A 14828-nucleotide genomic window follows, 5' to 3' on the forward strand; every position below is an offset into this window, starting at 1 on the left:
CGCTTACTCCTCGGTGGCGCCAAAGCCCGCGCTCATGCTCGCGCGGGCGGTGTTCGTCCACGGCGTCGCATGATTGTCGATGCGCATCTGGAACAGGAAATAGGTCGGCGAGCAGAAGCCGATGCCCTTGACCCTGCCAGCACCCGGCGTGTCGGACGGCAGCGACTGGCACATATAATCCTCGCGGCAGAAACGATCGGCCGAGCAAGCCGGACGGTTACCGCGATTAACTGCGCCGCCGAGGCATTGGTCGAAATTGTTGGTCGCCACGCAAATATCGAACTTCTTGCCGCCGACCAGGCCGCAGATTTCGCTCGGCATCGGCTTGCCAGCCTTGAAAGCGGAGAAGGCCAGATCCTTCGCGTCGCAGCCGCGATAGGCGAAGCCGCCTGGCACACCGATCTTGGGCGGCCGGCAGGTATAGGCGGTGCGTGAAATGGCGGGCGCGAACGCCGCGAACTGGCCGGTGACGTTGTAACGGTCGTTGAAGGGCTGCGCGGTGTCGCTGGCAATCGTTCCGGTCAAGCAGGGATGGCCGGAAAAGATGTTCCGGCTCTCCTTCGGCAGCAGGCATTGCGCCAGTTTCGTCCTAACCCCTGTAGCGGTCGCGATCGGTGTGCAGACCGTGCCGGCTCCGCATTGCCAGCTGCTGCCGAAGCGGGCGGCGTCTTCCGGCACCAGGCACGGCATGGTCGTCTCGGCCGGCGTATAGGCGATCTCGCCGGTGTCTTTCCACGCGGCGGGTGGTGCGAAGGACAACGGGCGAAACCCGTTCGCTTCTCTGCCTTCCACAGTCGCCTGCAGCCACGCCTCGCGGCGCGGAATCTCGGCATGGAGATGCGGCGAGATGCCGACTTCGATGCGGTTGAGCGGCGAAGTCGTGCTATCGTCGAGGCCGATGAAATGGAATCCTGCGGTCGAGCCCGCCTGATGGCAGCCATGGCAGGCGCCGTTGTCGAGCCGCTCGATCAGGGCTTCAGCCGTGCGCGCTAATGTCAGTTTCGAATAGTCGACCCCGGCAAGCGCCTCCGGTTCGAACAGTGGCGTGAATGGATGATTGGCCTGCCTGGCACTGCCGAAGGTCGACCAGGAGATGACCTTCTTCGCTAGGAATTCATCCGGGATTTCGTAAACGCCGAGATCGATTGCACCGGCATTGGCGCGGACATAGTCCGTAAGCCTCGCCTTCAACCGCGCGTCTTGCGCAAGGCGGATGGTGTCCGGCGTATTTTCGAGCGGTTTCTGGCTGATTGTGGTGCCGTCGATACCGAAGATGCGCATGAGATAGGCGGCCTGACCGCCAAATTCGGTCTCCTGGCCGGATGGAAAGCGCACCACCTGAGCGTTGAGTTCGAGCTGCTTGAAGGAGAGGCTCGCTTTATCCAGCGGTCCGCCGGACAGCCACCCGGCATCCGCCGCTTCGTCGATCTGCGGCGTCCAGCGCCCGGCGACGCCGGTACAGCCGCCGTCGGCGTCGGGAGCTGCGCGGTAGATGGCACTGAAATTGAACGGCAGCCTCGAGGCCAACACCTTGCCGTTCTTCCTGAAACTATAGGCAAGGCGGTAGATGAAGCGCACCTCGCCGCAGCCCGCTTCCCCACCGAGCTTTGCGAAGTCACGCCGGTCGAGCCGGTTGACGACGCCGACCAGCCGGAAACGCGCAGCGTCGGTCTTCAGCCAGCGCATGTCGATGATGCGGCCGACATTGCCGTCGGTCACCTCATAGAGCGGCCGGCCGCCTGCTTTCAGGTCGGCGCGCAGTGCTGCGACATCGGCCGCTACGGTGTCGACGATGGCGTGGTAGGCCGGCGCCGCGTCATAGAGCGTTTTCAGATCATCCTTGCCGCTGATGCCAAAAATACCGGCGAATCCGAAGCCATCGGCGTCGAGCTTGGCGAGCACCTGCGGATCGTCCACGACCGTGACCGGACGACCGGCAGCATCAGCCGCCCGCACGCCAAGAACAGCGATGGCAGCGACCGCGACAAGGATCGCCAGCCTCATCATCGGGCAGCCATCCCATTCTCGACCAACGCGTGCAGCACAGGCACCATCGCCAAAGGCAAATCCTCGGCGATCAGGCCGGGTCCGAACCGGCTGCCGGCTTCGGCGTGTATCCAGACAGCCGCGCAGGCCGCTTCGAACGCCGGCATGCCTTGTGCCAGGAGCCCGGCGATGATGCCCGCCAGCACGTCGCCCGAACCCGCGGTGGCAAGCCACGGCGCGCCATTGCCGTTGATCGCGGCGCGGCCGTCTGGTGCTGCGATCACCGTGTCGGCGCCTTTGTAGACGATGACGGCGTTGGCTCGCGCCGCCGCCGCGCGGGCCTTGCCGAGTTTGGAAAGAGCCTTGTCGCCCGCGACCTTGGGCAACAGCCTGCCGAACTCGCCTTCATGCGGCGTCATCACCAGCGCCGGGGCGCCGGACTTTCGGGCAGCCTGGAAAAGCGTCTCAGCCACGTCGCGAAACGAGGTGATGCCGTCGGCGTCGAGCACCAGCCCTTCAACGCAGGTCTCCTGCGCGTGCCCGGCGCCGAGCAGCGCCAGGACAAAATCGCGCGCCTTTTCGCCGATGCCAAACCCCGGGCCGAGCACAAAGGACGAGGGGCGGCGGTCGGCAAGGAACGCACCGAGATCGGCAACTGCGTCGACCTTGCGCAGCATGATCGATGTCAGATGCGCGGCATTGACCTGCATGGCATTCGCCGGCGACAGCACCGTCACCGCCCCTGCCCCGCTTCTTGCGGCTGCGAGCGCCGACAGGCGCGCGGCACCGGTGGCCGCAGGACCGCCCGAAAAGACACTGACATGACCGCGCTTGTATTTGTGCGCATCGACGGCCGGAACCGGAAAGACAGGCAGCCAGGGCGCCGGCGCATTCTCGAAACTGCGCGGCGCGACTCGAGCGATGATGTCGTCACCGATGCCGATATCGGCGAGCACGATCTCGCCGCTCATTTCCCGCCCCGGCAGCAGCAGATGCCCCGGCTTCTTTCGCGCGAACGTCACGGTAACGACCGCCCGAAATGCGCTGCCGAGGATGGCGCCGCTTTCGCCGGAAACGCCCGAGGGCAGGTCCACGGCGACGACCGGCAAGCCGAGATCCGCAACGACCTGGACGGCCCGGCCGGCATCGCCCGACAGTGCTTTCGAGAGCCCCGCTCCGTACAGCGCGTCGACCACCAGCGATCCCGGTTCGGCCGCGAAGGCAGATAGCGGTCGTGGCTCCAACGGGCAATCGGCTGCAGCCAGCGCGGCATCGCTGCCCGCGCGCGGTTCGCCCGATTGCCACAACGCAACGTCGACACCGCTCTTCCGGAGCAGGCTCGCCACGACATAGCCGTCGCCGCCGTTGTTGCCGGGTCCGCAAAGCACGTGCACCCGTGCCGCCGCCGGATAGCGCGCCATGAGCACGGCCGCCACGGCCTCGCCGGCCCGGCGCATCAATCCGTAGCCGTCGAGCGGACCTTGTGCGATCGCCAGCCGGTCGGCTTCGGCCATTTCGGACGGGGAAAGAAGTTCATTGCGCATGGGATTGCCGATCTCCATCCGATCAAGCATTGTCCGATTTGCGGCTCGAAGCAAACAGCGGCGGGCGTATGCATCCCAGAGCGGTGGGCGCCCGGAGGGGAATCTGCCTGCAAATTGCGCTATCTGCTCAAGTTTTGCGCAGACGGATGGAGGAGCGATGTATAGGCTTTGGGCGTCGATGACGCATCCGATGCAGCGGATGACGCGGATTTGCATTCGGGTGCGGCAAGGCATGGAAATCGCCCGATACCGCCCTCAACCTCTGGTAATTGGCACGCTTCGTGCTTGATGAAGGCGCAAGCGGGGCGCGCAACCCGTCTCTTTGGCAGTGGAGGCCACTTTCTACATGAAAAAGATCGAAGCGATCATCAAGCCATTCAAGCTGGACGAAGTGAAGGAAGCGCTTCAGGAGGCCGGGCTGCAAGGCATCACCGTCACCGAGGCCAAGGGTTTCGGTCGGCAGAAGGGCCATACCGAGCTTTATCGGGGCGCCGAGTATGTCGTCGACTTCCTGCCCAAGGTGAAGATCGAGGTCGTGCTCGGCGACGACGCCGTCGAAGGCGCCATCGAAGCCATACGCAAGGCGGCGCAGACCGGCCGCATCGGCGACGGCAAGATCTTCGTTTCCAACATCGAGGAAGTCGTCCGCATCCGCACCGGCGAGACCGGCATGGACGCGGTCTGACTCCACCCGTCTTCCTGAACCGTCATCATCAAAAAACGTCAGCACACAGGGATACATGACATGACGACAGCCAAAGACATCATGAAGCAGATCAAGGACAACGATGTAAAATTCGTCGACCTGCGCTTCACCGATCCGAGGGGCAAGCTGCAGCATGTGACGATGGACGTCGTCGAGGTCGAGGAGGACACGTTCGCCGACGGCGTCATGTTCGACGGCTCCTCGATCGCGGGCTGGAAGGCGATCAACGAGTCCGACATGGTGCTGATGCCGGACACGGATACGGTCCACATGGATCCGTTCTTCGCCCAGTCGACCATGGTGATCCTGTGCGACATCCTCGATCCGATCTCGGGCGAGGCCTACAATCGCGACCCGCGCGGCACCGCCAAGAAAGCCGAAGCCTACATGAAGTCGGAAGGCATCGGCGACACCATCTATGTCGGCCCGGAAGCCGAGTTCTTCGTGTTCGATGACGTCAAGTACAAGGCCGATCCCTATAACACCGGGTTCCGCCTGGACTCGACCGAGCTGCCGTCCAACGACGACACCGACTATGAGACCGGCAATCTCGGCCATCGGCCGCGCATCAAGGGCGGCTACTTCCCTGTGCCGCCGATCGACTCCTGCCAGGACATGCGTTCCGAGATGCTGACGGTGCTCGCTGAAATGGGCGTGCGCGTCGAAAAGCATCACCACGAGGTCGCGGCCGCCCAGCACGAACTCGGCATCAAGTTCGACACGCTGGTGCGCAACGCCGACAAGATGCTGATCTATAAGTATGTCGTGCACCAGGTCGCCAATGCCTATGGCAAGACGGCCACTTTCATGCCGAAGCCGGTGTTCGGCGACAACGGCTCGGGCATGCACGTGCACCAGTCGATCTGGAAGGGCGGCAAGCCGACCTTCGCCGGCAACGAATACGCCGGCTTGTCGGAAACCTGCCTCTTCTACATCGGCGGCATCATCAGGCACGCCAAGGCGATCAACGCCTTCACCAACCCGCTCACCAACTCCTATAAGCGTCTGGTGCCGGGTTACGAAGCGCCGGTGCTGCTCGCCTATTCGGCGCGCAACCGTTCGGCCTCCTGCCGCATTCCGTTCGGCTCCTCGCCGAAGTCGAAGCGCGTCGAGGTCCGCTTCCCCGATCCGGGCGCGAACCCCTATCTCGGCTTTGCCGCCATGCTGATGGCGGGTCTCGACGGCATCAAGAACAAGATTCATCCCGGACAGCCGATGGATAAGGATCTCTACGACCTGCCGCCGAAGGAATTGAAGAAGATCCCGACGGTCTGCGGCTCCCTGCGCGAAGCGTTGCAGAACCTCGACAAGGACCGCGGCTTCCTGAAGGCAGGCGGCGTGTTCGACGACGACCAGATCGACTCTTATATCGAGCTCAAGATGGCCGAGGTGATGCGCTTCGAAATGACCCCGCACCCGGTCGAGTACGACATGTACTATTCGGTGTAAGCGACTGCATTCCCGACAGAAAACAACCCCGGCGAAAGCCGGGGTTTTTTCGTGAACAGCTCGCCAGAGGGCGGAAAGGCCGCAGGACGGGCCTCGTCAGAACAGCAGGCCAGCACTGTCGCGAGAGCGCGGATCTCATCGCCGCCAAGCAAGCCAGGCGTAAAAAAGCCCCGGCATTTCGCCGGGGCTTTTTTGATGTTCGCTGGCCTGGCGCGGACTGCCGCCCACGCCGTAGAAGCATCACGCCGCAGCCGAGACCTTTGCGTCGGTCGCGACCTCCGAGATCGTCTTCAGGACCTGCGAGGCGATCTGGTAGGGGTCGCCCTGGGAGTTCGGGCGGCGGTCTTCCAGATAGCCCTTGTAGTCGTTCTTGATGAAGGAGTGCGGCACGCGGATCGAGGCGCCGCGGTCGGCAACGCCATAGGAGAACTTGTTCCACGGCGCAGTCTCATGCTTGCCAGTCAGGCGCTTGTCGTTGTCCGGACCATAGACGGCGATGTGATCCATCAGGTTCTTTTCGAACTGGGCCATCAGCGCCTCGAAATAGGCCTTGCCGCCGACTTCGCGCATGTACTTGGTCGAGAAGTTGCAGTGCATGCCCGAGCCGTTCCAGTCGGTATCGCCAAGCGGCTTGCAGTGGAACTCGATGTCGATGCCGTACTTTTCGGTAAGGCGCAGCAGCAGGTAGCGCGCCATCCAGATCTGGTCGGCGGCCTTCTTGGAGCCCTTGCCGAAGATCTGGAACTCCCACTGGCCCTTGGCCACTTCGGCGTTGATGCCTTCATGATTGATGCCGGCTGCGAGACAGAGGTCGAGATGCTCCTCGACGATCTGGCGCGCGACATCGCCGACATTCTTGTAGCCGACGCCGGTGTAATAAGGTCCCTGCGGCGCCGGATAGCCGCTCTCGGGGAAGCCGAGCGGGCGGCCATCCTTGTAGAAGAAATATTCCTGCTCAAAGCCGAACCAGGCGTCCTCGTCGTCCAGGATGGTCGCGCGGCTGTTCGAAGCATGCGGGGTGACGCCATCGGGCATCATGACTTCGCACATGACGAGAACGCCGTTGGTGCGCGCCGGATCCGGATAGAGCGCGACCGGCTTCAGCACGCAGTCGGAGCTGCGGCCTTCGGCCTGGTTCGTGGAAGAGCCGTCGAAGCCCCACAGTGGCAGCTGCTCGAGCGTCGGGAACTCGGCAAACTCCTTGATCTGGGTCTTGCCGCGCAGATTGGGGGTCGGGGTGTAGCCGTCGAGCCAAATATACTCGAGTTTGTATTTGGTCATTCCAGTGCCTCTCGTTGCTTGGACGCCGGGGCGGCATCAACGCATGGCCGGACCGAGCCGGCCTGCCGTGCGCTAAAATGCAATTCGTATGCCACTCTCCTCGTCCAGGGTGCGGCAAAATGGTCATCGCAAAGCGTTGATTTTGCTGAGCCTGCGCAGCAATGCGCGGCGATCGTTCAGGCGCGCTTTCTGCATAAATATTGTGCAGCGACTGATCTTTTTGTGAGCATATTGCCTAAATGAATCGCAGAACCTATCTTGGGAACAGATTTGAATCGACTTGCTCCTGAAGAGGTACGAGGCCGCCAATGGATGTCACCACGTCCCGTCCTTCGGCAAAGATCCTGATGTTCCCGCTTGCAGGCCGGGCGTCTGCCTCAAATTTAGGCGCAAAGGCGAAATTCGCGGCAGAGCTTGCCTCGTTGCGCAATACGCACGCAGATTTCGACGGCTGGTACCATCAGGCGGCAATCGAGGAAGAACACAAGCAGCGCAAGAGCTGACCAATTCTTTCCAGCTCGAGACGAGAAAAAGCCCGGCGCGATCGCTCGCGCCGGGCTCTTCATTTGCCGAGGATCGGCTACTGCTTGGCGTCCAGATCGGTGCCAAGCGTATCCCTGACGAAGATCATGCCGATGATAAGCGACATCGCGGCGATCACCACCGGGTACCAGAGGCCGTAATAGATGTCGCCCTTGTAGGCGCTGAGTGCGAACACCGTTGCCGGCAGCAGGCCGCCGAACCAGCCATTGCCGATATGGTAAGGCAGCGACATGCCGGTATAGCGGATGCGGGTCGGGAACATCTCGACCAGGATTGCGGCGATCGGCCCGTAGACCATGGTCACGAACACGACCAGGATGAACAGGATGCCGATCGTCACCGGCCAATTCACCGCCTCCGGATCGGCGACCATGGCAAAGGCACCACCGCCCGGGATGTTGTAGACGGTGACCTCGGGGGCGCCGGCCGCTTCCTCCTTGGTCAGCAGCTTGTCGGCCACCGCCTTGTCGGTCGGAACGGTCGTTTTCTCGCCGCCGCGGATCGCCGCGGCATCGAGCTTCAGTTCCGGATTGGCTGCGACGAAGGCGTCGAGCTTCTGGTCCGGCACCTTGGCCGCGGCCCGCTTCAGCGGATAGCCGCCATCCTGCAGGGACATGTTGACGGCCTTTTGGAAGGCGGCCTCCTTGGCCTTGGCCTGATCGCCGGCGGCGACGGCGTCATAGGACTGCACCGTCTCGTTGCCGATCTTGACCGTGGCGGCCGTGCCGGGTGCCGCGGTCGAAACGACGTCGTAAGGCACCGAGTTCTTGGTCAGGAACGAGGTCGCGATATCGCAGGATGTCGTGAACTTCGCCGTGCCGACCGGATTGAACTGGAACCTGCAGTCGCCGGGGGCCGCGGTCACCGTTGCGCGCGTGTTCTGCTGTGCGGTGGCCAGCGCCGGATTGGCGGCCCAGGTCAGCGCCTTGAACAGCGGGAAGGTGCAGACGATTCCCAAAGCAAGGCCGGCCATGATGATCGGCTTGCGGCCGATCTTGTCGGACAGCCAGCCGAACACGACGAAGAAGATCGAGCCGACGGCAAGCGCGATCGCGATCATAACGTTGACCGACCACGCGTCGACCTTCAGCACGTTCTGCAGGAAGAACAGCGCGTAGAACTGGCCGTTGTACCAGATCACGGCCTGGCCTGCGGTGAGGCCGAGCAGCGCCAGAAGCGCGATCTTGGCATTCTTCCACTGGCCGAAGGCTTCTGACAGCGGCGCCTTGGAGCCCTTGCCCTCCTCCTTCATGCGCTGGAAGGTCGGCGACTCCGAAAGCGACAGCCGGATCCAGATCGAAATGGCAAGCAGCAGGAAGGAGACGATGAAGGGAATGCGCCAGCCCCAGGCAGCGTAGGTTTCCTTGCTGAGCGAACCCTGGACGATGAGGATGACGATCAGCGACAGGAATAGGCCGAGCGTTGCCGTCGTCTGGATCCAGGAGGTGTAGAAGCCGCGGCGATCGTCCGGCGCGTGCTCTGCGACATAGGTTGCGGCACCGCCATATTCGCCGCCAAGCGCCAGCCCCTGCAGCATGCGCAGCCCGATCAGTATCACCGGCGCCGCGATGCCCCAGCTGGCATAGCCGGGCAGCAGGCCGACCAGGAAGGTCGACAGGCCCATGATCGTCATGGTGACGAGGAAGGTGTATTTGCGGCCGACGAGGTCGCCGATGCGGCCGAACACAAGCGCGCCGAAGGGACGGACGAGGAAGCCGGCGGCGAAAGCCAGCAGCGCGAAGATGTTGCGCGTCGCCTCGGGGATGGTCGGGCTGAAGAAGGTCGCGCCGATGAAGGCGGCCAGCGAACCGTAAAGATAGAAATCGTACCATTCGAAAACGGTACCGAGCGAGGAGGCGAAGATGACCTTCTTTTCCTCCCGCGTCATGCCGCGGCTTTTTCCGCCGGCGGTCGATGCCATTGCCATTGATATATCCTCCCGTGGATCCCGTCTGTCCTCGATGGCTGCGCGCCACCGTCCGCAATTCCTCCGAACGCGGACTCAAAAACGCGGCCAACGAAGGAAAAAATGGCAGAAAGCGCCCCGGAAAGGCACCGCGACGATGGGATTATGACTTTGGTATTAGATGCAATGCGAAGCGGCGCTCAGGCTTTGAGCGACTCAAGCAGGCTGACTGCCGCCATCATGTCGCGCTTGCGGGCGGAGCGGCGCGCGACGGCTTCGGCATCCTGGCCCCAGTGCTCGATCTGCCAGTCTTCGTCGACATGGCCGGCGGCCCAGGCCTCCTCGCCGTCGAGCTCGCCGAAGTCGACGGCAAGCGCCAGCAGCGCTGAGCCGGTCAGCGAGGTCATGACGTGGATCGCGGCCAGACGCAGCGGCTCGGCGCGCTGGGCAAGATGAGCGCCAAGGACGGCGATCGTCTCGCGCGGCTGCTCGACATGGATGACACCTTCGGCGAGGTTGAAGCGCACGCCGAGGTTGCTTCTTGCCCAATCGAGAACCGGATCCCAGAGCCTGTTCTGACGGTCTACCAGCCCCTGCGGGCCATCGGCTCGGTAGCAAAGCAGGTCCGACGAAGCGAAGCGCAGGACATCCTCCAGCACCGCTTGCGGGTCGCTGGCCACACCGTCGAGTGCAGTGTTGGCAAGGCGCATCACCGGCATGGTCACAGGGTCGATGATCTCGCGCTGGGCGGAAAATTCGTCAGCAACCAGCGTCGCGGCTCCTTCAGTCGGCAACACCAGCAGCGCCTTTCCCGGCGTGCGGACCGGCCTGCCGTCCAGATGGACGGCAAAACCGCCTTCGACCGGCACTACCGAAACCGCCTTGTAGAAGCGCTTCGGCAGCGGCGTCTTCATCTGGATCTGGGCGCGGCGCACCGGATCGGGATCTGAAAGCTGCTTTCCCGCTTCGAGGTCGTTGAGGATGTCGCGCATCTCGAACTCCTTACGCTGGGACCTGCTTGCGCGACGGCCGATTGACGATGATCAGCCCGGCCGCGATCAGGCCCAGTGCCAGGAAGATCCTGATCGTCAGCGGCTCGCCCAAAAGCACGGCGCCGCACAGAACACCGAACACCGGCGACAGGAAGGCGAAGCTGGACAGGCCTGCCGCCGGATAGCGCGTGAGCAGCCAGAACCACAAAACATAGGTGAAAGCGACGATATAGAAAGACTGGAACATCAATGCCAGTGTCGGCAATGCAGCGATTTCGCGGATCGGCGGGCCGGCGAACGGCATCACAAGGGCACCGACGACGGCGGCGCCCGCGAGTTGATAGAGCAGAAGCTTCTCGGCGCTGGTTTCGACCAGCTTCGATCGCTTGATGACGATGCTGGTCAACGCCCACAGGATGCCCGAGCCAAGACTGAGGAGATCGCCCGTCAGCGTCGCGTCATTGCCGGCGAAGATGCCGTCTGAGAACACGGCCAGAAGGCCGCAGAAGGCAAGCACGAGGCCCCCAAGCTTGCGCGCGTTGATGCGCTCGCCGAGTAAAAAATGGCCGCCGATCAGGACCCAGAACGGCATGGTGTTGACCAGGAGCGTGTTGCGAGCGACGGTCGTGTATTCCAGCCCGATATAGAGAAACAGGAACTCGACGCCGAAGAGCACGCCGACGACAATACCGGCGCTGAGCGTCCCATCCGCTTCAAACAGCTTGATGCCGCGCAACCGGCACCAGCCGAGAACGCACAGCCCGCCGATGATCGAGCGCGCGATCGATACGAAGACCGGATCGTAGCCGGCATAGGAGACCTTGGCGGCGACGTAGTTCAGGCCCCAGGACAATGTCAGCCCGACCATCATGGCGGCCGCGGTCATGTCGACCGCGTCGCGTCGGCCGAATGTATCGGCAGCACCGCTCAATTGTCGTCCTCCGCGCTCTGCTCATCGAAGCCGAGCAGGTTCCAGCTTTGGCGCATATGCGGCGGCATCGGCGCGGTAACATCGATGACGCCCTGGTCTGGATGCGGGATAACGATGCGGCGCGCGTGAAGATGAAGGCGGTTCTGGATGCCGCCGGGAAACTCCCAATTCGTGTCGGCCTCGAAATATTTGGGATCGCCGATGATCGGGCAGCCGATATGGGCGGCATGGACGCGAAGCTGGTGGGTGCGGCCGGTATAAGGTTCCATTTCCAGCCAGGACAGCGACTGCGCCGCCTGCTCGACGACGCGGTAATAGGAAACGGCATGGTCGGCGCCCTTCTCGCCATGCTTGGCGATGCGCACGCGGTCGCCGTCCGGCGTCGCCTCCTTGACAAGCCAGGTCGAGATCTTGTCCTCGCGCTTCGGCGGCACGCCCTTGACCAAGGCCCAATAGGTTTTCTTCGTCTCGCGCGCCCGGAACGCTTCCGACAGCTTCATCGCGGCAAGGCGGGTGCGGGCAACGACCAGCACGCCGGAAGTGTCGCGGTCGAGGCGATGGACGAGGCGCGGCTTCTCGCCCTTCTGGTTGCGCCAGGCCTCGAGCATGTCGTCGACATTGCGCGTGACGCCGGAGCCGCCCTGCACGGCAAGCCCGGCCGGCTTGTTGAAGACGAAGACTTTCGGGCCCTCGTGCAGCAGCATCTTGGCCAGCACATCGGCATCGCCCTGGTTGCGGATCGAATGGCCGGTGAGCGCGGCGTCGCCCTTCTTGTCGACTTCGAGCGGCGGAATGCGCACGGTCTGCCCGGGCTCGACGCGCGTGTCGGCCTTGACGCGGCCGCCATCAACGCGGACCTGGCCCGAGCGCAAGAGCTTTTGCAGGTGACCGAAGCCAAGGCCCGGATAATGGACCTTGAACCAGCGGTCGAGCCGCATGCCCGCTTCGCCGGCCTCCACCGTGATTTGTTCGACACCTGCCATGGTTACGCTTTTCCGGTTGAAAGCGGCGCCATAGCACTAAGGCAGAGAGGTTGCGAGCCAAAGACCCAACAACGGACAAAGATCGCGCCAAAGAGTGTTGCGCAGCCGCGGGCGCGGACGCCTCAGTTTGCGGCCGCCTTCTTGGCCTTGGACGAGCCGATCATCTTCCAGTTCTTGTAGAACATGGAATTGACGCGCTCGACGCTGACCGAGACGATGGCGAGAAGGTTGGCGATCAGGCCGGGGAATGGCGATGGACGGATGATATCCATGAACACGCAGTAGCGGCGTCCGTCATATTCGTTCACTGAACGGTGCAGCAGCGTGTCGTCGAAAATGTAAAGCGGGTTGTCGTGCCAGTAGTTCCTGGCGCCGTTGCACTCGACGAAAATCTCAGCCTTGACCGGCAACAGGTTGTAGAGGATGCGCAGGCTGAGCCGCAGCGGCCCGAAATGCCAGGAAGTCGATTCCTTGCCTCTGAAGACTGAGACGGCGATGGTCTTGATGTATTTGAAGTCCTTGTTGAATTCCGCGACGTTGTCGATCTTGTGCTTGCCATACCACTGATAGACATACATGCCGCGCCGACCGGTGCCGAAATTGGCGTCGATATCGGCGATGATCTCGTCCTTGCGAGCCTTGAAGACGTCGAGAACCTCGTTGACCTCGCGCTGATAGTCTGCAGGGAACTGCTCCAGCTTCCATACGCCCGGGTTCCGATAGCAAAGCAGGTCGACCAAAAGGTTGAATGGCGACAGCAGCCAGGTGAAGATGCCGTTGCCCAGGAAATAGCCGCGGAACAACGACAGATCCTTGTTTGCATTGCGCATCACGTCGATCAGACCGCAGACGATCCAGATCGTGGTCAGGATCGGGATAAAATAAAAGCCAAGCGCGAGAAGCGGGACTGCGATAGCAGCCTGACGAAGAGTCTTACGGGTTTGCTTTGTCATAGTCTTTCGCTTGGGAGCGCGATCCTGTTCGCATGAGCCAAATCACGGCGACCCCCGCCAGCCGTGCGCCTTCATAGGATTTTTCATGACGCGGCACAATCTGGAACAGGTTTGCCCGCTCACGATCGCGCCAGCATCTCGACTTTGCTGTCATGCCGACGAAGCTTCGCCGCGAAGCACCCGAGCCCGCCGAGTCGCGGAAGCGGCTATTCCCGCTCTTTGCGCAGCTTTGCCCAGTATTCCAACCGCTTCTTGACCTCGCGCTCGAAGCCGCGCTCGGGCGGATCGTAGAAAGTGCGGCGGCCCATCTTTTCCGGGAAATAGTCCTGGCCGGAAAAGGCATCCGGCTCGTCGTGGTCGTAGCGGTAGCCGGCGCCGTAATCCTCTTCCTTCATCAGCTTGGTCGGCGCGTTGAGGATGTGCTTGGGCGGCAGCAGCGAGCCGAATTCCTTGGCCGCTTGTGTCGCCGCCTTGAAGGCGGTGTAGACGGCATTCGACTTGGGCGCGGTGGCGAGATAGACGGTGGCCTCGGCGAAGGCGAGTTCGCCCTCGGGCGAGCCGAGATAATCGTAGGCGTCCTTTGCGGCATTGGCGACGACCAGGGCCTGCGGATCGGCAAGCCCGATATCTTCCACCGCCATGCGCACCAGCCGGCGGCCGAGATAGAGCGGATCCTCACCGGCATCGAACATGCGGGCGAGGTAATACAGCGCAGCGTCCGGATCCGAGCCGCGCACCGATTTATGCAGCGCCGAGATCAGGTTGTAATGGCCGTCCTGGCCCTTGTCGTAGATCGGCGCGCGACGCTGGATGACGCGCTGCAGGCCTTCGGGCCCAAACACCTCGCCCGGCCTGGCGGCGCGCCAGACTTCCTCGGCGAGCGTCAGCGAGGCACGACCGTCGCCATCGCTCATGCGGATGAGCATGGCCCGCGCCTCGTCGTCGAGCGGCAGCGCCCTGCCCTCGGTCGCCTCGGCCCGCTCCAGCAGCTTGGCGATGCTCTCCTCGTCCAGCGAGCGGAAGACGAGCACCCGCGCGCGGGACAGAAGCGCCGCGTTCAGCTCGAAGGACGGGTTCTCCGTCGTGGCGCCGACCAGCACCACCGTGCCGTCTTCCATGACCGGCAAGAAACCGTCCTGCTGGGCACGATTAAAGCGATGGATCTCGTCGACGAAGAGCAGCGTCTGGCGGCCATTGGTCCGGCGCAGTTTTGCTGCCTCGAATACTTTCTTCAGGTCGGCGACGCCGGAAAACACCGCCGATATCTGCTCGAAGGCAAGGTGGGTTTCGCCGGCGAGCAACCGCGCCACCGTCGTCTTGCCGGTGCCGGGCGGGCCCCAGAAAATCATCGAGCCGAGCGTGCCGCACTTGATCAGCCGCGTCAGCGCGCCATCCGGGCCGGTCAAGTGCTCCTGGCCGACAACCTCGCCAAGGGTCTTCGGGCGCAACCGGTCAGCCAGCGGCCGGCCGGGCGGCGCCTTCTCCGGTTCATCGACGCTGAACAGATCGGCCATGCGCTTTTATTTGGTTGGAACGCGGCCCCTTTTCCAGAGC

12 protein-coding genes are annotated in these 14828 nt (G+C 63.0%); 3 read left to right on the plus strand and 9 right to left on the minus strand.

Translation table 11 applies throughout. The features are described from left to right. Positions 1 to 3: 3 nt before the first annotated feature. Complete coding sequence (locus P9228_RS17395; protein WP_278054531.1) at positions 4 to 2007, minus strand: hypothetical protein; 2004 nt, start codon at positions 2005 to 2007, stop codon at positions 4 to 6. Next, positions 2004 to 3530 carry an NAD(P)H-hydrate dehydratase gene (locus tag P9228_RS17400; RefSeq protein WP_278054532.1) on the minus strand — a complete coding sequence of 509 codons (1527 nt, stop codon included), beginning with the start codon at positions 3528 to 3530 and terminating at the stop codon, positions 2004 to 2006. The genes P9228_RS17395 and P9228_RS17400 overlap by 4 nt, the downstream gene beginning before the upstream one ends. A gap of 346 nt (positions 3531 to 3876) precedes the next feature. Here P9228_RS17400 and P9228_RS17405 point away from each other — a divergent pair, with 346 nt between their 5' ends. Beyond that, entirely contained in the window at positions 3877 to 4215 is a 339-nt protein-coding gene (locus tag P9228_RS17405) for a P-II family nitrogen regulator (protein WP_006205430.1), read from the plus strand. A gap of 60 nt (positions 4216 to 4275) precedes the next feature. Beyond that, on the plus strand, positions 4276 to 5685 hold the full coding sequence (gene glnA / locus P9228_RS17410) for a type I glutamate--ammonia ligase (protein ID WP_278054546.1): 1410 nt from the start codon (positions 4276 to 4278) through the stop codon (positions 5683 to 5685). A 240-nt stretch (positions 5686 to 5925) separates the two neighbouring features. On the opposite strand, the gene P9228_RS17415 is transcribed toward glnA, so the two are convergent. Continuing rightward, on the minus strand, positions 5926 to 6966 hold the full coding sequence (locus P9228_RS17415) for a glutamine synthetase beta-grasp domain-containing protein (RefSeq protein WP_066989630.1): 1041 nt from the start codon (positions 6964 to 6966) through the stop codon (positions 5926 to 5928). Positions 6967 to 7274: 308 nt separating this feature from the next. On the opposite strand from P9228_RS17415, the gene P9228_RS17420 reads away from it, so the two are divergent. Further along, the gene (locus tag P9228_RS17420; protein WP_067321438.1) at positions 7275 to 7469 is read left to right on the plus strand and encodes a DUF2735 domain-containing protein; all 195 of its coding nucleotides are present in this window, start codon (positions 7275 to 7277) and stop codon (positions 7467 to 7469) included. 77 nt (positions 7470 to 7546) lie between these two features. On the opposite strand, the gene P9228_RS17425 is transcribed toward P9228_RS17420, so the two are convergent. The 6 genes from P9228_RS17425 to P9228_RS17450 form a co-directional block, all read right to left on the minus strand. Beyond that, complete coding sequence (locus tag P9228_RS17425) at positions 7547 to 9436, minus strand: MFS transporter (protein WP_067321442.1); 1890 nt, start codon at positions 9434 to 9436, stop codon at positions 7547 to 7549. A 179-nt stretch (positions 9437 to 9615) separates the two neighbouring features. Then, a complete protein-coding gene (locus tag P9228_RS17430) occupies positions 9616 to 10407 on the minus strand; it encodes an ATP12 family chaperone protein (protein WP_278054547.1) in 792 nt (263 codons plus the stop codon). A gap of 10 nt (positions 10408 to 10417) precedes the next feature. After that, positions 10418 to 11293 (minus strand): DMT family transporter, encoded by an 876-nt coding sequence (locus tag P9228_RS17435; RefSeq protein ID WP_067321630.1) that lies wholly within the window; start codon positions 11291 to 11293, stop codon positions 10418 to 10420. A 41-nt stretch (positions 11294 to 11334) separates the two neighbouring features. After that, complete coding sequence (locus P9228_RS17440; protein ID WP_278054548.1) at positions 11335 to 12321, minus strand: RluA family pseudouridine synthase; 987 nt, start codon at positions 12319 to 12321, stop codon at positions 11335 to 11337. Between the two features lie 122 nt (positions 12322 to 12443). Beyond that, positions 12444 to 13274, minus strand: a complete 831-nt coding sequence (locus tag P9228_RS17445; protein WP_067321452.1) for an aspartyl/asparaginyl beta-hydroxylase domain-containing protein — start codon at positions 13272 to 13274, stop codon at positions 12444 to 12446. Between the two features lie 206 nt (positions 13275 to 13480). Further along, positions 13481 to 14788 carry a replication-associated recombination protein A gene (locus tag P9228_RS17450; protein ID WP_278054549.1) on the minus strand — a complete coding sequence of 436 codons (1308 nt, stop codon included), beginning with the start codon at positions 14786 to 14788 and terminating at the stop codon, positions 13481 to 13483. Positions 14789 to 14828 lie beyond the last annotated feature (40 nt).

Source organism: Mesorhizobium sp. WSM4898 (assembly GCF_029625845.1).
Classification (GTDB): domain Bacteria; phylum Pseudomonadota; class Alphaproteobacteria; order Rhizobiales; family Rhizobiaceae; genus Mesorhizobium.

Bases quoted from the DNA above. Each gene is read 5' to 3' on its own strand.
- P9228_RS17395 (WP_278054531.1), bottom strand. From the start codon at position 2,007: ATGATGAGGCTGGCGATCCTTGTCGCGGTCGCTGCCATCGCTGTTCTT.
- P9228_RS17400 (WP_278054532.1), bottom strand. From the start codon at position 3,530: ATGCGCAATGAACTTCTTTCCCCGTCCGAAATGGCCGAAGCCGACCGG.
- P9228_RS17405 (WP_006205430.1), top strand. From the start codon at position 3,877: ATGAAAAAGATCGAAGCGATCATCAAGCCATTCAAGCTGGACGAAGTG.
- glnA (WP_278054546.1), top strand. From the start codon at position 4,276: ATGACGACAGCCAAAGACATCATGAAGCAGATCAAGGACAACGATGTA.
- P9228_RS17415 (WP_066989630.1), bottom strand. From the start codon at position 6,966: ATGACCAAATACAAACTCGAGTATATTTGGCTCGACGGCTACACCCCG.
- P9228_RS17420 (WP_067321438.1), top strand. From the start codon at position 7,275: ATGGATGTCACCACGTCCCGTCCTTCGGCAAAGATCCTGATGTTCCCG.
- P9228_RS17425 (WP_067321442.1), bottom strand. From the start codon at position 9,436: ATGGCAATGGCATCGACCGCCGGCGGAAAAAGCCGCGGCATGACGCGG.
- P9228_RS17430 (WP_278054547.1), bottom strand. From the start codon at position 10,407: ATGCGCGACATCCTCAACGACCTCGAAGCGGGAAAGCAGCTTTCAGAT.
- P9228_RS17435 (WP_067321630.1), bottom strand. From the start codon at position 11,293: ATGACCGCGGCCGCCATGATGGTCGGGCTGACATTGTCCTGGGGCCTG.
- P9228_RS17440 (WP_278054548.1), bottom strand. From the start codon at position 12,321: ATGGCAGGTGTCGAACAAATCACGGTGGAGGCCGGCGAAGCGGGCATG.
- P9228_RS17445 (WP_067321452.1), bottom strand. From the start codon at position 13,274: ATGACAAAGCAAACCCGTAAGACTCTTCGTCAGGCTGCTATCGCAGTC.
- P9228_RS17450 (WP_278054549.1), bottom strand. From the start codon at position 14,788: ATGGCCGATCTGTTCAGCGTCGATGAACCGGAGAAGGCGCCGCCCGGC.